Origin of the sequence: Ruminococcus flavefaciens (assembly GCF_900143025.1) — a bacterium.
GTDB lineage: Bacteria > Bacillota > Clostridia > Oscillospirales > Ruminococcaceae > Ruminococcus > Ruminococcus flavefaciens_I.
Genome location: NZ_FRCT01000018.1, coordinates 1 through 14983 on the forward strand (window position 1 = coordinate 1; position 14983 = coordinate 14983).

Below are 14983 nucleotides of genomic sequence, written 5' to 3' on the forward strand. Positions count from 1 at the left end.
CACCCTGAGAAGTACCCACAGCTCACCGTAAGAGTTTCGGGCTACGCAGTAAACTTCGTCAAGCTCACAAAGGAACAGCAGGACGACGTTATTTCGAGAACTTTCCACACACATCTGTGACATAAAAAATCAAGACGGAGGAAAATATGAATAAAAAGAATTATGAGATAGTTGACAGCACGGAAAAGCTTGAGAAAGCTATAGAAAAAGTAAGACAGGCTCAGAAGCAGTTTGCATCATTCACACAGGAACAGGTGGATAAGATCTTTCTTGCAGCTGCAACTGCGGCAAACAAAAACAGGATACCGCTTGCAAAGCTGGCTGTAGAAGAAACAGGCATGGGCATTGTTGAGGACAAGGTAATAAAAAATCATTATGCTTCCGAATATATCTACAACGCTTACAGAAACGTAAAAACCTGCGGTATCATTGAAGAGGATAAAGCTTCGGGCCTCACTAAGATCGCCGAACCTATCGGCGTTATTGCAGCTGTTATCCCGACTACAAATCCCACTTCGACAGCCATCTTCAAATCACTTATCGCTTTAAAAACTCGAAACGGAATTATAATCAGCCCGCACCCGAGAGCAAAGAAGTCCACAATCGAGGCTGCTAAGATTGTTCTTGAAGCGGCTGTAGCAGCAGGAGCTCCCGAGGGTATAATCTCATGGATAGACGTTCCCAGTCTTGAAATGACAAATCTCGTAATGTCTGAGGCTGACATAATCCTTGCAACAGGCGGTCCCGGAATGGTAAAGGCTGCTTATTCAAGCGGTAAGCCTGCTGTGGGCGTAGGTGCAGGAAATACTCCTGCAATAATTGACGAATCCGCGGATATAACCCTTTCAGTCAACTCTATTATCCACTCCAAGACATTCGATAACGGAATGATATGCGCGTCCGAGCAGTCAACGATAGTTCATAGGAACGTCTACAATAAAGTCAAAGCTGAATTTGCTGCAAGAGGCTGCTATTTCCTGACAAAATCCGAAAAGGAAAAGGTGGGCAAGACTATCCTTATCAATGGAGCTCTGAATGCTAAAATAGTCGGTCAGAGTGCTTGCAGGATCGCAGAGCTTGCAGGAGTCACAGTTCCCGAGGGCACAAAAATACTCATCGGTGAGACCAGCAGCACAGAGCTTTCTGAGGAGTTCGCTCACGAGAAGCTCTCCCCTGTCCTTGCAATGTATAAGGCGGAGGATATCCACGACGCATTCAATAAAGCCGAAAAGCTCATTGCCGACGGCGGTTACGGTCACACCTCATCTATTTATCTTGACGTTATCACTCAGCAGGATAAGCTTGAAGAATTTCGCAGCCGAATGAAGACCTGCCGTATACTTGTGAACACTCCATCATCACAAGGGGGTATAGGCGACATATACAACTTCAGACTCACTCCGTCCCTTACCCTCGGCTGCGGCTCATGGGGCGGAAACTCCGTAAGCGAAAATGTTGGGGTAAAGCATTTGCTGAATATAAAAACTGTAGCTGAAAGGAGAGAGAATATGCTTTGGTTCAGAGCTCCCGAAAAGATATATATGAAGCGCGGCTGCCTGCCTACGGCTCTTGATGAACTGAAAACAATCATGGACAAGAAACGTGCATTCATAGTTACAGATAAGTTCCTGTACGAAAACGGCTTCACCAAGCCTATTACAGACAAGCTTGACGAGCTTGGCATACAGCACTCTTCTTTCTTTGACGTTGCACCTGATCCTACTCTCGCCTGCGCTAAAGAAGGTGCGGCACAGATATCCGTATTCAAGCCTGATGTTATCATCGCAGTGGGCGGCGGTTCGGCTATGGACGCGGCAAAGATAATGTGGGTACTCTATGAGCACCCCGAGGCTGATTTTGCTGATATGGCAATGCGCTTCATGGATATCCGCAAGAGAGTATACACCTTCCCGAAAATGGGCGAAAAGGCTTATTTCGTAGCTATCCCCACATCTGCGGGTACAGGCTCCGAGGTAACTCCTTTTGCAGTTATCACTGACGAGAGTACAGGAGTAAAATATCCTCTTGCCGACTATGAGCTCCTCCCAAATATGGCTATTATAGACACCGATCTTCATATGAGCGCACCAAAGGGACTTACCTCTGCTTCGGGCATCGACGCAGTTACCCACGCTCTCGAAGCATATGCCTCTGTAATGGCAACTGACTTCACAGACGGTCTTGCTCTGAAAGCTCTGAAAATAATATTCGAGTATCTCCCCCGTGCTTACGACAACGGTCCCAACGATCCCGAAGCAAGAGAAAAAATGGCTAACGCCGCAACAATGGCAGGTATGGCTTTTGCAAACGCATTTCTCGGCGTGAGCCACTCACTTGCACATAAGCTGGGAGCTTATCATCATATCCCTCACGGCATTGCCAACGCCCTTGTAATTGAAGATGTCCTGCGCTTCAACGCTGCGGAAACTCCTGCAAAAATGGGTACTTTCCCGCAGTACGATCACCCTCATACTCTTGAGCGCTATGCAGATGTTGCGGACTATCTCGGACTTGGCGGAAAGACTCCAAAGGACAAGCTTGAAAAGCTCATAGCTGCTATCAGAGAGCTTCGCCATAAGATAGGCATAAAGGACACTATCGCGGATTACGGCGTTACCGAGAAGGATTTCATGGCTACTCTCGATGAAATGACCGAAAACGCCTTTGACGATCAGTGCACAGGTGCAAATCCGCGTTATCCCCTTCTCAGCGAGATAAAACAGATCTACCTCAACGCTTATTACGGCAGAACATTCACTGAAAAAGAGTATCCAAAGGCTTGAAAGGAGTCTATGCTATGAAACTTGATAATTGTATCTCAGAAAGAATAAACAAGAAGATATTCCGTGACGGAAACAAGTGCATAAAGCTGTTCGACGAAGTTTACTCAAAGGCTGACGTTCTCAATGAAGCCCTCAACCATGCAAGAGTTGAGGAAACAGGACTTAATATCCCCGAACTGTACGAGGTAACAAGAATTGACGGAAAATGGGCTATCGTTTCGCAGTTTATCGAGGGCGAAATGCTCTCCGATCTTATTGCCGCAAATCCAAAGAAATATGATGAATATATGGAACTGTTCGTGGATATACAGCTTGATATCCAGTCGAAGAATTGTCCGCTTTTAAGCCGATTGAAGGATAAAATGAACCGCAAGATAGACCTTACCGAACTTGACGAGACAATCAAATACGATCTTCATACCCGCCTTGACGGCATGAAAAAGCATAACAAGCTCTGCCACGGTGATTATACTCCTTCAAATTTTATCATAACTCCCGATAACACCCCCTATATTCTCGACTGGGCTCACGCTACACAGGGCAATGCCTCAGCAGATGCGGCAAGGACATACCTTACCTTCTGCCTTGAGGGAAATATCGCAGGAGCAGACAAGTACCTCGACCTTTTCTGTAAAAAGAGCGCGACTGCAAAGAAATACGTCCAGTCATGGATGCCCATAGTTGCAGCTTCGCAGTCTGTCAAGAAAAAGGACAAGGAAAAAGACATTCTCCTTTCATGGGTGAATGTGGTCGATTATGAATAAAAACGGAAAAAAATATATCGTTCTGATATTAAACGCTGTACTGTCGGGCATTATGATAAGCGTCGGCGGAACAGTGTATCTTATGTGCGAAAACAAAATAATAGGCAGTTTTCTTTTCAGCTTCGGACTTTTTACCATTGTTCAGAGAGGATTTGCCCTGTATACGGGAAAAGTAGGTTATATTCCCGAAAACTCGCCTGTTTACATCATAGAAACTCTTGTTACGCTTATCGGAAATGTCTCAGGCACTGCACTGGCAGCAATTACTCTGAAACAGACAAAATTCTCGCAGATACTTCGTGAAAAGGCTGAGCTGTCTATGACTGCAAAAACAAGCGATACTATCGCCAGCCAGCTTATTCTCGGAGCTTTCTGCGGAATGTTGATGTATCTCGCCGTGGACAACGCTAAGGAATGTCTAAAAAAGAATTCGGATACGGCTCTTGTTTTCGGAGTCTGTCTGCCTGTTATGATATTCATAATATGCGGCTTCAATCATTCGATCGCAGATTCATTCTATATGTTTTCGGCAGAGACCTTTCCAACGGATATGCCGTACATACTGACAGTTGCAGCAGGCAATGCAATGGGCGGCATGATAATACCAATCATAAAAAAGATAACTTCAATTTGATACATCCAAACATACAAAGAAAGGCAGAGAATCAATCTCTGCCTCTCTTTGTGTGAGCATCTTAGCCGCTTTTTCAATATCACATCTGCAATAATTATACGCCTGTCATATCTCCTTCGCATCAACTATAAAATCTCCACTTACAGTATACATGACGATTCTTTTGCCTATCATAAAAGTGCTCATCTCAGTTTTTTCAGTATCTATCCAATTACAAAACACATTTTTTCTCAAAAGGTATTGACAAATAACATATGATGTTATATAATGCTAATTGTAAGTGAACACTGTTCACCAAAGGAGGTGTACAAATGCCGCGGGATAAAACCGAAGCACATGAAAAAATCATTGCAACAGCAGTCAGTGAATTTATGGAATACGGCTTTGAAAACGCATCTATGCGCAGGATAGCTTCAGAAGTCGGACTGACTGTCGGTGCGCTTTACAGGCATTTCCCAAATAAGGAGGAAATGTTTGCGGCACTCGTAGAACCAACAATAAGCGAGCTTATGGCAAAATATCAGGGGTTCTGCGAACAGGGCTATGAGGTAATGAAGTGCGGCGATGTACAGCAGCTTTGGAGCGAAAGTGAAAGCGAAACAAAATGGCTGATGAGCTTTATTTACGACCATTTTGATGTATTCAGGCTGCTGGTCTGCCGTTCGCAGGGAACAAGATTTGAGAGCTTTGTCCACGATATGGCACAGCTTGAAGAACGCTCTACTCTTGACTACTTTGAGCGCATGAAGCAGTACAATATGACCGTAAACGAGCTTTCAAAGCAGGAGTTCCATATGCTGGTGACTGCGAATGTTTCGGCACTGTTCGAGGCGGTGATACACGATTTCAGCCGTGATGAAGCAATGCATTATGCTGAAACACTTGACGCATTCTTTTCGGCAGGCTGGAAAAAAATACTCGGCATCTGATGCCGAATATTTTTTGATATCTTGTTAGCTTATACTAATATAATAGGAGGAAAATTTATGGAAAAACAACAACGAAACCGCTCGACGCTGAGCTGGGTTACTGAATTTGCGGGACAAAAGAAAGCAAATTATATTCTAAGCGTCCTGCTTGCAGTAATAAAGGTGATCTGCGGTATCATGCCATATGTATATATGGCGGATATCGTGGATAAGCTGCTGAAAATGCACAGCGGAGATTTAGAAAAGGATATGAGCCTGCTGACCGCAAGCATTGTGAAAATGGCTGTATTCTGGCTGATCTGCCGTATATGCCATGCAGTATCCACAACTCTTTCTCATGCGGCTACCTTTGAGGTACTTGCAAACATACGCCGACAGCTTACCGAAAAGCTTTCAAAGCTGCCCCTCGGTTCGGTGCTTTCGCAGTCCAGCGGAACATACAAGAACATCATCTGTGAGCGCGTAGACTCCATCGAGACCACACTTGCACACATCATACCCGAAGTACTTTCCTCTGCCTTTGTACCTGTCTCACTTATCATATATATGATGACCATAAACTGGAAGCTCACTCTCATATCACTGGTATGCGTTCCTGTAGGAGCAGCTTTTTTCATGCTGATGATGGTAGGCAGTCAGGAGAGCTATAATAACTGTATCACCAAAACAAAGAAGCTGAATGATACCGCTGTCGAGTACATCAATGGTATAGAAGTAATAAAGGCGTTCGGAAAAGCCAAGACATCCTATGAAAAGTTCGTAATCGCAGCAAAAGAAGGTGCGGACTGCTTCATAGAGTGGATGAGAAGATGTAATCTCTGGCAGAATCTTTCACTGCTGCTTATGCCGTATTTCCTGCTTGGACTGCTGCCATTCGGAGCATTGTTCTATATGAAAGGCAGCGTTTCAGGCTCAGACCTGCTTATGCTGATAATTCTCTCCCTCGGTCTGGTCTCCCCTGTTATGACTGTTGCTTCCTACTGGGACGGCATATCGAAAATGGGAACTATTATCGGCGAAGCAACTGAAATTCTTGAGCGCGAGGAGCTTATCCGCCCCGATACCATGACAGAAAAGCCAGACAGTACGGATATTGTCCTCAATAACGTTCATTTCGGCTATAAGGACGATGAGATACTCCACGGCATCAATTTGAACATCAAACAAGGAACTGTCAATGCACTTGTAGGTCCTTCGGGCTCGGGCAAATCCACTATAGCAAAGCTCATTGCTTCATTCTGGGACGTTGACAGCGGCAGTATAACCTTCGGCGGAGTTGATATCCGCAAGATACCGCTTGAACAGTACAATAAGAATATCGCCTATGTTTCGCAGGATAACTACCTCTTTGACGAAACTATAATGGACAATATCCGCATGGGTGATCCCAACGCAAGCGATGAAGACGTAATGAACGCCGCAAAAGCCTGCGGCTGCCACGACTTTATCATGCAGCTCGAACACGGCTATCAGACGATAGTCGGCGGTGCAGGCGGTCATCTTTCGGGCGGTGAAAGACAGCGTATCTCCATCGCAAGAGCCATGCTGAAAAATGCTCCCGTCATCATACTTGATGAGGCTACCGCATATACAGACCCCGAAAACGAAGCTCTTGTGCAGTCCTCGGTTGCAAAGCTGGTAAAGGGAAAAACTCTGCTCGTTATCGCACACAGACTTTCGACAATTTCCTCTGCCGACCAGATAATACTGATAAACGACGGCAAGGTGGAAGCTGTGGGAACGCAGCAGGAGCTGCTTGAAAGATCGCCGCTGTACACACAGATGTGGAATGCACATATGACAGTAAAGGAGGGAGCATAATGTTTACTACACTCAAAAGATTCTTTGATTTCTGCAACGAGGAGGACAGAAAAAAGCTGTACCTTGCCATAGGTCTCGGAGTTTTAAAGGCAGTGTTTGCAGCTCTGCGTATTACGGCTATTGGCGCTGTCGTAATGGGGATACTCGATGATAATATGTCAAATAAGAATATATGGCTCGCCGTTGCGATACTTGCCGTATCGGTAGTGGGACAGCTTATCATAAATCAGAAAACAACTATGCTTCAGACTGAATCAGGCTATCATTCCTGCTCCCACAAGCGAATTGAAATTGCAGAGCATCTGCGCTACCTGCCAATGGGCTATTTCAATGACAACAGCCTCGGACATATCACCAGTGTGACAACGAATACAATGGAAAATCTTGCGGACGTGGCAACAAGAGTCGTTATGCTCACAACACAGGGAATACTTACCACTTTCGTCATAACAGTTTTTGTATATGCTTTCGACTGGCGTATAGGACTTCTCCTCACAGCAGGCATCGCTGTTTACGCTCTGATAAATGCAGCAATGCAGAAAAAGACGCGCAAGGGAGCTCCCATACAGCAAAAAGCAAACAGAGACCTTGTAGCTGCCGTTATCGAGTTTATTCAGGGCATTGCGGAGGTAAAGAATTACAACCTGGTAAGCAGCCGTGCAAAAAAGCTTGAAAGTGCCATAAAGGCTAAGCAGAACGGCGATACTCATCTTGAATTCGATGTTATACCATACATCACTTTGCAGGAGATAGTTACAAAGCTCACAGGCGTTCTGATGTGCGCTATTTCAGTGTATTTCTACATAAACGGCAGTATGTCGCTGCTATACTGTATCATGATGATGATAAGCTCGTTCATGATCTATGAAAGCCTTGACGTTATGGCAGGCTTCTCCGCACTGATACGCAGCGTTGCTATTTGCGTCGATCAGGCAAACGAAATACTCTCCATACCCGAAATGGACATAAACGGCGATGACATCACACCTGCAAGTCACGATATCCAGCTGAAAAATATTACTTTCGCATACGAAAACAGGAACATAATCAACGGAGTTGACCTGACTATCCCAGAAAGAACAACTACGGCAATTGTCGGACCTTCAGGCGGCGGAAAGACTACTCTCACAAATCTTATGGCTCGTTTCTGGGACGTAAAAAGCGGCGAGGTGCTCCTCGGCGGAAGGAATGTCAAGGACTACAGCTTTGACAGCCTGATGAGGAATTTCAGCTTTGTGTTCCAGAGAGTATATCTGTTCGAGGATACCATTGCCAATAATATCCGTTTCGGAGAGCCTGACGCACCTATGGAAAAGGTCATTGAAGCCGCGAAAAAGGCTCGCTGCCATGACTTTATAATGAGTCTGCCCGAGGGATATGATACTGTTATCGGCGAAGGCGGTGCAAGTCTTTCGGGCGGTGAGAAGCAGCGTATTTCTATTGCAAGAGCCATAATGAAGGACTCCCCTGTTATTATTCTCGATGAAGCGACCGCCAATGTTGATCCCGAAAATGAAGCGGAGCTTACAACAGCTATCGAGGAGCTTACCAAAGAAAAAACTATCATAATGATAGCGCACCGCCTGAAAACTGTTGAACACGCAGATCAGATAGTTGTAATTGACGACGGAAGAGTAGTCCAGCAGGGCAGACACTCCGAGCTTATGCAGCAAAACGGCATTTACCGCACATTTGTTGAGGACAGAAAAAAGGCAGTGAGCTGGAAACTGTAAGACTATTTCAATACTTTTGTTATCCATGATAGAAAAAACAGATCGGCAGCAAACTCATATTAATATTATAGTATATGCTATCATAGACCCCAAGATATTTCCATAAGAAAAGCCGTCCAATACCGAACGGCTTGCGGCTTATATTTCTGTGCTAAATCATCATTAAAGCAGGTGTACGTTTTTCTCCTGACAAGGTTATTTCACAAACATCAAACCCGAACTGTCGTTTTATATTTTTTAAAAGCACTTCTGCCGACTTTTCATATCTGAAGTATTGACCGAGCCCACAAATTGATCTCTTCTGATTGACTTTTTCTTCCTGCCGTGCTATAATTTTGATTTAGGAGAAACATAGGCTTTCTTCTAAAAAGGAGGAACAACGATTATGCAAAAGAAAATGATGTTACTTGCTTTATGCTTTATGTGCGTTGGTTTAATTGGTTGCAGCTCTAAAAAAGAGAATACAGCCGCACAGCAAACCGAATCAAGCACCACAACCGAGTCTGTGCAGACAAGCAAGCTGACAGAGACTACTCAACCCACTCAGGATACCACCACTCTGCCTGATCAAACCGAAACAGCTCTGCCCGATAAAACTGAGGCTGCATCAGTTGAGCAAAGTGAAAATGGATCAGATGCTCTTACAGAAAATCAGGCATTAGATGCAATTAAAAACTATTATTCCATCAATAACCTTGCTTTAACGACGGATTCTTCCGAATACAATAGCTACTGGGACGTAGCAACAAATGAATCTAATGAAATAGTTGTTTTGTACAGATCCTATACCGGTGCACAAATGCGCTATTACATAGATCCTGTTTCCGGCGAAACATATGTTACCGAATTTGTTCCAGGAATAATAGATACGGAACAACGTACTGAGGAAAGCTTTAATGCAAGAGATTACTTAACGTAACAATTTCTGATTTATTGTAATAGATGAATATACATCAATCACCGAGAACTGATTAATCGGTTTTGGCTCTACGGTTGCACATTAAAATATTTTTATTTTTGAAACAAAAAACTCCCGAAAAATCGGGAGTTTTTTTCTTGGGATCTGAATTTATCCATCTTTTTATGTTTGTTGTACAAAATTGATGATATTGCCGTAAGCGAAAGCATAGTAAACCGCTTATAAAAAGTAAGCGAGCCTGCGAGCGCCAACGTGGTTGGGCGCACAGGCTCTGTGCTGGCGCAGTGGGTGGGATTCGAACCCACGTCCCTCAAGGGGCATCATGATTTCGAGCAAATTATAAAACTTCCCATTTGGTCACTTATCGTCTTAAAAAAGCGCCGTTTTTCCCTGATTTTGAGCATTTTTCTGCGAGAATTCGGAAATTTGCGAGAAAAGTGCGAGAAAACTGCGAGAAAATTCAGCCGACTAAAGTAAAAAAATGAAAGGAACAAGTGACCATGAACAAGGAAGAAAAACGTAAAGAATTAGAGCGTATGCTCAGAAGATGTCCCGAGATATTATCACCAATAAAAGCCGCAAAGTGGTCTCCGATTGGAAAGAACAGAGTATATGAGCTCATACACAGCGGCGAGCTTCGCTCCTTCGTGTATCAGGGCGGATACATACTGAGCAAGGATGACCTCATCGACTACCTGCTCGAGCACTGCGATGACGAGCCTGCACGTTCGATAAAGCGAGGCGGCAAGGATGAGTGATTACAGCTACCTGTACGATGAGTTCCCAGAAGTAATATCAGGAGAACAGCTGCGTAAGATACTCCATATCAGCAAGCGGAAGTGTGCATGGCTTCTTCAAAGCGGAGCTATTTCCTGTACTGATAATTGCAATAAGACTCGCCGATACGCTGTGAAGCTCGATGACGTTATCGAATATATAATACGGACTGAGAATGCAGCAGAAAGGGTTCAGCCGCAGCGACCGCCGGAGTGCTTCCGAGAACAGCTGAACGATGTGTGGTTCGATGTGCCTGATGTACTGACTATCACAGAGGTGTCAGCCATAACAGGATATACTCCCAATGCCGTGGACCGATGGATAGTGAAAGGCAGTCTCCGCTCGGTAATAGTACAGACAGGACTCATAACCTGCCGCGAATGGCTCATCGACTTCTACTGCGGTGACGGATATAACATCGTAAAGAAGGTCGATAAGCATAGGAAACTGCTTGAAAGAATAATAAAGCTATGAAGCCAATAAATGAATCATACTCTTTCAAGTAATTCAGATGGCTTGAGTGCAGGGATTTTACTCTCCTTAAAATCACGGATATTTCTTGTAACGATAAAATCTGCATTGATCCGGCTTGCCTGACACATTTGCGATGCATCTTCATAATCTGAAGAAAACATATCGGCAGCGGCTTTCAAATCAGCAGATTTAAGGTCAACGACTTTGAAAATCATAGTTATCTGTTGAATGAGCTGTGCTGTCTTTTCAGGAGTAAGCTCTTTGCGGAGAATATATACAATTTTCGGTACAGATAATGCTGATATATATCCTTCGATTTGACCAACTTCACAATACTTCCAAACTTTCGACGATGCTTCAACAAATTCAGAGCGATTGCAAAGGACATCAAGAATGACATTGGTATCAACCAAGATTTTCATGTGATTCTATCCTTTCTGCACGAATAGCTTTATCATCATAGTCATTTTTAAGAACGCCTGTAAGCGAATCTGTAAGGAAAGAAACACTCGATTCACGGGAAACAAGTCTTGCGACTTCCTTTCCGTTCTTAAGAATAATAATTTCATCGCCTTGTTGGACAGCTTGCAGGTAGTGGCCAAAGTTGTTTTGCATATCAGTAGCGGTTACAGTGATCATAACAACACCTCCAATTGCTTTTCGCTAATATTAGTATATCGTATTTTAGCTAAAATGTCAATGACAGATTATTGAAAATAGAAAAAACAGGAATCACTTAGATAGCATATATAACATTACCGCTCAGGATTGCTCCTGAGCGGTGTTTTCTTACTATTCTATAATCAGTTTGCTATCCATTTTCCATTATGTGCATTACTATCCCCGTTCTAAATAGTAACACCATACCAGTAGCAGTACCTACCGACAAGAACAATCATTATAATAACGAATAAGGGCGATACCTAATAGCTCAAAGGTATCGCCCTATTTTTCTTTTCAGAGGGTTATTCCACTTTCATCTGCAAGGTTCACTATCTTTTTGCCCTGTTTCTCAGCATACTGTATCGTGCGGTATGCTCCACCGCTTTTGTGCTGAATACAGCATATCACAAGGTCTGCTCGGTCGATCATGCTTCGATTGCGGACTTGAACCTTCTAAATACTACTCTCATTGTTAGTATATCTCTACAATTTTTCAATCTTCTGAATATGTAATTTTATAGATAAGAGTTGAGGTTTTGTTGAGGTTTAAGTGCTAAAATGAAAAAAGCCTGAAAACTGAAATTTATGAATGCTGAAATTGTGTACATGAGTCAGGCAAAATGATAGATCATAAGTTTGTTTCTTGAATATATTCTCTGATCGGCAGATGAGCTAATGAATAATTTTCTAAGAAAAGAGCGATACAAATCAGCTTTTTTGCTTTACTCGTCTGTTGTACTGCTGATCTTTATATTGTTGAATATCCGGGGCAGATATTTACCCGTCAGCAGATACTCGATGATATATGGGGATTTGAGGACGTTGAGGATTCGCACACTCTTGATGTTCACATAAGCCGTCTGCGTGAGCGTTTCAAGAAAAACACCGATTTCAGGATAGTAACGATCAGAGGTCTTGGGTACAGGGCGGTGAAATATGAGGCATAAAATTGATAAGTCGAAAATGCGTCATTACTCCAAAATGGTCAGAAAGCTGATGCTGTCCTTCCTAATGACAATTCTTGTCTTTACGCTTATTCTCGCTCTTGTGGGCTATGCTGTTGTCAGGCTCGGCGGCAGTGTTACACAGCTGCCTGGACTGGGCATATTTCTTTTATTCGGGCTTTGCTTCTTAATGGCTTCGGCGGCAGCGTATTCTATAGTCTGGAATATCTTCAAGCCTGTAAGTGACATAAGCAAGGCTTCAAAAAGTATAGCAGAGGGCGATTATTCCGCACGTCTTGAGTATAGAGGAGATATTGAGGAGCTTGCCGAGGCAGTTGATAATTTTAATTACATGGCTCAGGAGCTTGGTTCAGTAGAGATGATACGCAATGATTTTATAGCAAACGTATCCCACGAATTCAGGACACCGCTTTCAACTCTCAGCGGATATCTTACACTTTTGCAGGACAGCAGTCTGTCCGACGACGAGCGAGAAGAATATATCAGAAAGGCTTTTTTCAGCATTGAAAAGCTGAATGACCTTACCGATAATATCCTGCGGCTTTCAAAGCTGGAAAATCAGGCGAGTCTTGATGAGCCTGTGACATACCGCCTTGACGAGCAGATCAGAGAATGTATCGTTATGCTCGAACCAAAATGGAGCACTAAGGATATTGGTTCAGTGACTGCACCGAACTGATAATAGATGTGATGTTCGGCAGGAGCGAGAACCTGAAATAACATAACAATCAAATGGAAAGGGTACGGACAGAGCCGTACCCTTAACTTTATCAAAAATCCTGTTGATCAGGCCGACCGCCCGAAGTCGGTCCCAACTATGTGTCGGACCATTTCCCCATAGTGCTTCGTAAGAACGGTCTGCGGAAGATACGCTTCCATGACCTGCGGCACAGTTGTGCCAGTCTGCTCCTTGCAAACGGAGTGCAGATGAAGCTGATACAGGAGTGGCTCGGTCACAGCGACATAGGTACAACGAGCAACGTGTACAGCCATGTGGACAGCGAAAGCAAGAAGCTGAGTGCGGAGGCGATAGCCAAGGCGTTGGCAATATGAGAATAAGATCAATCATAAACCTCTACGCAGTAATTAACGATATAATCTTCTCCTAATTCTTCTACCAATTTTTGATAGGCGATTTTAGAACGGACTTTAAAAGACTCTTTATGCTCATTATTCCAAGGAGAAGGGTTTTGAGGAGTGTCCCAATCCAAAGCGGTCTGATACTCCTCACCTAACTCTAATAAAAGCAATTTTAAAGAATCAGAAAGCCCGAGATTATCAAAAGGTATAGGTCCAGCACCAAATTTATCAAATGATTTCTGATTTTTACACCATATACTGGCAAAATTTGCTCCCCATTCAAAAAAGAAATTCAATTCGTATTTCATTACTGTCACCTCAGATAACATATGAGCCCCTGAACTACTATGTTCAGAGGCTCATACATAAAACTTGTGTATGCGTTACAATATAGACCCCAACGATTTCTTTTCTAAAAATAGCAATTTTTGATCACTTAAAATAAGTCATCCATATTTTCTTGAGCCTGCTATCCTGATGCATCTGATGTCATCATAAATGTAAGTATTCAGCGGACGATCATACGCATTGAAGGTGTGAGCTGCGATATACGGGACTCCGCTGCGAACATTGATAACAATCAGACTGTGATGGAATCTGCCATTTGCTCCAAGCTGTATAACATCACCTGCACGGACCTGACCGAGTGATACAAGTATGCCAAATGGTCCGACACCTTTGTTATTTACAATGAATTTATAGAAATACTCCACACTTGTCCACGCAGCCGACCTGTCGTTAAGTGAATTGTAATACCAGCCTGTATCACGGGTATAGTTCATGACCGCTCCGCCTGCGTACAGACATTGGGACACGAAATTAGTGCAGTCTCCACCGATATTTTCAAAGTTGTAGTATTCAGGATTTGCCGAAAATGCCCACCTGCGAGCGTATTCTATCTCAGCCTTTATGTTGAGCGGATATTCTTTCATCTCATAACAGGTCTGATTATACCGCAGGCAATTTTCTCACCTGCGTTACCACTTGGCTGAGTGGTGAAATCATCGGGACTTCCGTGGATTATCACCGCTTTCCCAATCACCTCTTCTATTGAAAATCTGTTTGTAAGGAAAACTGACACAGACTTGCCTTTGTTGCCAAAAAGGGGCGGCATATCACCAGTATGGAAAGGGTGTCCGCAATTATCATTATTCAGATGAGTTTTGGCGTCTGCAAAAGGATCATCAGCATTACCTGTACACGACTCGCCCTCATGTATGTGAAAGCCAAATACCTCCTGACTGCATCTGTTGCCTGCATAAGGAAGTCCTTCAACATCGGCGTATACGAGCGTACCGTTTTTAGTAGAATAAAATCTTACAACTCCATATATATCGGGATATTCATTGCTTCCTGTCAGTACAGCCGCTGCCTGCGGCTGCCTTTGTATAAGTGAAACTCCGCTGCAATTCATTCTGTTCATAGCATAATTCCTCCCGAA

At 43.6% G+C, this 14983-nt stretch carries 17 protein-coding genes and 2 pseudogenes; 13 read left to right on the forward strand and 6 right to left on the reverse strand.

Going from position 1 to position 14983, the window contains the following annotated elements; all coding sequences use genetic code 11:
• The 10 genes from BUB28_RS14210 to BUB28_RS14255 form a co-directional block, all read left to right on the forward strand.
• Positions 1 to 120 (forward strand): glycine radical domain-containing protein (locus BUB28_RS14210; RefSeq protein WP_278291396.1); only part of this gene is annotated, 120 nt, incomplete at its 5' end.
• 26 nt (positions 121 to 146) lie between these two features.
• Entirely contained in the window at positions 147 to 2783 is a 2637-nt protein-coding gene (adhE, locus tag BUB28_RS14215) for a bifunctional acetaldehyde-CoA/alcohol dehydrogenase (RefSeq protein ID WP_072952204.1), read from the forward strand.
• A 14-nt stretch (positions 2784 to 2797) separates the two neighbouring features.
• Positions 2798 to 3547: a phosphotransferase gene (locus BUB28_RS14220; RefSeq protein WP_072952205.1), complete on the forward strand. Its 750-nt coding sequence runs from the start codon at positions 2798 to 2800 to the stop codon at positions 3545 to 3547.
• Complete coding sequence (locus BUB28_RS14225) at positions 3540 to 4181, forward strand: formate/nitrite transporter family protein (RefSeq protein WP_072952206.1); 642 nt, start codon at positions 3540 to 3542, stop codon at positions 4179 to 4181. The genes BUB28_RS14220 and BUB28_RS14225 overlap by 8 nt, the downstream gene beginning before the upstream one ends.
• A gap of 311 nt (positions 4182 to 4492) precedes the next feature.
• Positions 4493 to 5110, forward strand: a complete 618-nt coding sequence (locus tag BUB28_RS14230) for a TetR/AcrR family transcriptional regulator (protein ID WP_072952207.1) — start codon at positions 4493 to 4495, stop codon at positions 5108 to 5110.
• Positions 5111 to 5167: 57 nt separating this feature from the next.
• Positions 5168 to 6931 carry an ABC transporter ATP-binding protein gene (locus BUB28_RS14235; protein WP_072952208.1) on the forward strand — a complete coding sequence of 588 codons (1764 nt, stop codon included), beginning with the start codon at positions 5168 to 5170 and terminating at the stop codon, positions 6929 to 6931.
• Positions 6931 to 8664: an ABC transporter ATP-binding protein gene (locus BUB28_RS14240; protein WP_072952209.1), complete on the forward strand. Its 1734-nt coding sequence runs from the start codon at positions 6931 to 6933 to the stop codon at positions 8662 to 8664. Before BUB28_RS14235 ends, BUB28_RS14240 begins: the two co-directional genes overlap by 1 nt.
• Before the next feature lie 385 nt (positions 8665 to 9049).
• The gene (locus BUB28_RS14245; RefSeq protein ID WP_072952210.1) at positions 9050 to 9583 is read left to right on the forward strand and encodes a hypothetical protein; all 534 of its coding nucleotides are present in this window, start codon (positions 9050 to 9052) and stop codon (positions 9581 to 9583) included.
• 500 nt (positions 9584 to 10083) lie between these two features.
• Complete coding sequence (locus BUB28_RS14250) at positions 10084 to 10341, forward strand: MerR family transcriptional regulator (protein WP_072952211.1); 258 nt, start codon at positions 10084 to 10086, stop codon at positions 10339 to 10341.
• A complete protein-coding gene (locus tag BUB28_RS14255; protein WP_072952212.1) occupies positions 10334 to 10834 on the forward strand; it encodes a hypothetical protein in 501 nt (166 codons plus the stop codon). The genes BUB28_RS14250 and BUB28_RS14255 overlap by 8 nt, the downstream gene beginning before the upstream one ends.
• Positions 10835 to 10848: 14 nt before the next feature.
• On the opposite strand, the gene BUB28_RS14260 is transcribed toward BUB28_RS14255, so the two are convergent.
• The 3 genes from BUB28_RS14260 to BUB28_RS17525 all read right to left on the reverse strand — a co-directional run bounded on the left by BUB28_RS14260 (position 10849) and on the right by BUB28_RS17525 (position 11926).
• Entirely contained in the window at positions 10849 to 11256 is a 408-nt protein-coding gene (locus tag BUB28_RS14260) for a type II toxin-antitoxin system VapC family toxin (RefSeq protein ID WP_072952213.1), read from the reverse strand.
• The gene (locus BUB28_RS14265) at positions 11240 to 11473 is read right to left on the reverse strand and encodes a type II toxin-antitoxin system Phd/YefM family antitoxin (protein ID WP_072952214.1); all 234 of its coding nucleotides are present in this window, start codon (positions 11471 to 11473) and stop codon (positions 11240 to 11242) included. The genes BUB28_RS14260 and BUB28_RS14265 overlap by 17 nt, the downstream gene beginning before the upstream one ends.
• A gap of 318 nt (positions 11474 to 11791) precedes the next feature.
• Positions 11792 to 11926: a hypothetical protein gene (locus BUB28_RS17525; RefSeq protein WP_278291379.1), complete on the reverse strand. Its 135-nt coding sequence runs from the start codon at positions 11924 to 11926 to the stop codon at positions 11792 to 11794.
• A gap of 335 nt (positions 11927 to 12261) precedes the next feature.
• Here BUB28_RS17525 and BUB28_RS17445 point away from each other — a divergent pair.
• The 3 genes and pseudogenes from BUB28_RS17445 to BUB28_RS14280 form a co-directional block, all read left to right on the forward strand.
• Positions 12262 to 12444, forward strand: a pseudogene (locus BUB28_RS17445) (winged helix-turn-helix domain-containing protein); the annotation flags it as partial.
• On the forward strand, positions 12434 to 13141 hold the full coding sequence (locus BUB28_RS14275) for a sensor histidine kinase (RefSeq protein ID WP_072952215.1): 708 nt from the start codon (positions 12434 to 12436) through the stop codon (positions 13139 to 13141). The pseudogene BUB28_RS17445 and the gene BUB28_RS14275, both read left to right, overlap by 11 nt.
• Before the next feature lie 125 nt (positions 13142 to 13266).
• Positions 13267 to 13515 (forward strand): annotated as a pseudogene (locus tag BUB28_RS14280) (tyrosine-type recombinase/integrase); the annotation flags it as partial.
• 8 nt (positions 13516 to 13523) lie between these two features.
• On the opposite strand, the gene BUB28_RS14285 reads toward BUB28_RS14280, so the two are convergent.
• From BUB28_RS14285 to BUB28_RS14295, 3 genes are all read right to left on the reverse strand, one after another.
• The gene (locus BUB28_RS14285; RefSeq protein ID WP_139277567.1) at positions 13524 to 13850 is read right to left on the reverse strand and encodes a hypothetical protein; all 327 of its coding nucleotides are present in this window, start codon (positions 13848 to 13850) and stop codon (positions 13524 to 13526) included.
• A gap of 138 nt (positions 13851 to 13988) precedes the next feature.
• Entirely contained in the window at positions 13989 to 14474 is a 486-nt protein-coding gene (locus BUB28_RS14290; RefSeq protein WP_072952217.1) for an amidase domain-containing protein, read from the reverse strand.
• Positions 14471 to 14965: a superoxide dismutase family protein gene (locus BUB28_RS14295; RefSeq protein ID WP_072952218.1), complete on the reverse strand. Its 495-nt coding sequence runs from the start codon at positions 14963 to 14965 to the stop codon at positions 14471 to 14473. Before BUB28_RS14295 ends, BUB28_RS14290 begins: the two co-directional genes overlap by 4 nt.
• Positions 14966 to 14983: the final 18 nt, after the last annotated feature.

Excerpts from the sequence above, each read along its gene's own strand:
- adhE (WP_072952204.1), top strand. The coding sequence starts at position 147 with ATGAATAAAAAGAATTATGAGATAGTTGACAGCACGGAAAAGCTTGAG.
- BUB28_RS14220 (WP_072952205.1), top strand. The coding sequence starts at position 2,798 with ATGAAACTTGATAATTGTATCTCAGAAAGAATAAACAAGAAGATATTC.
- BUB28_RS14225 (WP_072952206.1), top strand. The coding sequence starts at position 3,540 with ATGAATAAAAACGGAAAAAAATATATCGTTCTGATATTAAACGCTGTA.
- BUB28_RS14230 (WP_072952207.1), top strand. The coding sequence starts at position 4,493 with ATGCCGCGGGATAAAACCGAAGCACATGAAAAAATCATTGCAACAGCA.
- BUB28_RS14235 (WP_072952208.1), top strand. The coding sequence starts at position 5,168 with ATGGAAAAACAACAACGAAACCGCTCGACGCTGAGCTGGGTTACTGAA.
- BUB28_RS14240 (WP_072952209.1), top strand. The coding sequence starts at position 6,931 with ATGTTTACTACACTCAAAAGATTCTTTGATTTCTGCAACGAGGAGGAC.
- BUB28_RS14245 (WP_072952210.1), top strand. The coding sequence starts at position 9,050 with ATGCAAAAGAAAATGATGTTACTTGCTTTATGCTTTATGTGCGTTGGT.
- BUB28_RS14250 (WP_072952211.1), top strand. The coding sequence starts at position 10,084 with ATGAACAAGGAAGAAAAACGTAAAGAATTAGAGCGTATGCTCAGAAGA.
- BUB28_RS14255 (WP_072952212.1), top strand. The coding sequence starts at position 10,334 with ATGAGTGATTACAGCTACCTGTACGATGAGTTCCCAGAAGTAATATCA.
- BUB28_RS14260 (WP_072952213.1), bottom strand. The coding sequence starts at position 11,256 with ATGAAAATCTTGGTTGATACCAATGTCATTCTTGATGTCCTTTGCAAT.
- BUB28_RS14265 (WP_072952214.1), bottom strand. The coding sequence starts at position 11,473 with ATGATCACTGTAACCGCTACTGATATGCAAAACAACTTTGGCCACTAC.
- BUB28_RS17525 (WP_278291379.1), bottom strand. The coding sequence starts at position 11,926 with ATGATCGACCGAGCAGACCTTGTGATATGCTGTATTCAGCACAAAAGC.
- BUB28_RS14275 (WP_072952215.1), top strand. The coding sequence starts at position 12,434 with ATGAGGCATAAAATTGATAAGTCGAAAATGCGTCATTACTCCAAAATG.
- BUB28_RS14285 (WP_139277567.1), bottom strand. The coding sequence starts at position 13,850 with ATGAAATACGAATTGAATTTCTTTTTTGAATGGGGAGCAAATTTTGCC.
- BUB28_RS14290 (WP_072952217.1), bottom strand. The coding sequence starts at position 14,474 with ATGAAAGAATATCCGCTCAACATAAAGGCTGAGATAGAATACGCTCGC.
- BUB28_RS14295 (WP_072952218.1), bottom strand. The coding sequence starts at position 14,965 with ATGAACAGAATGAATTGCAGCGGAGTTTCACTTATACAAAGGCAGCCG.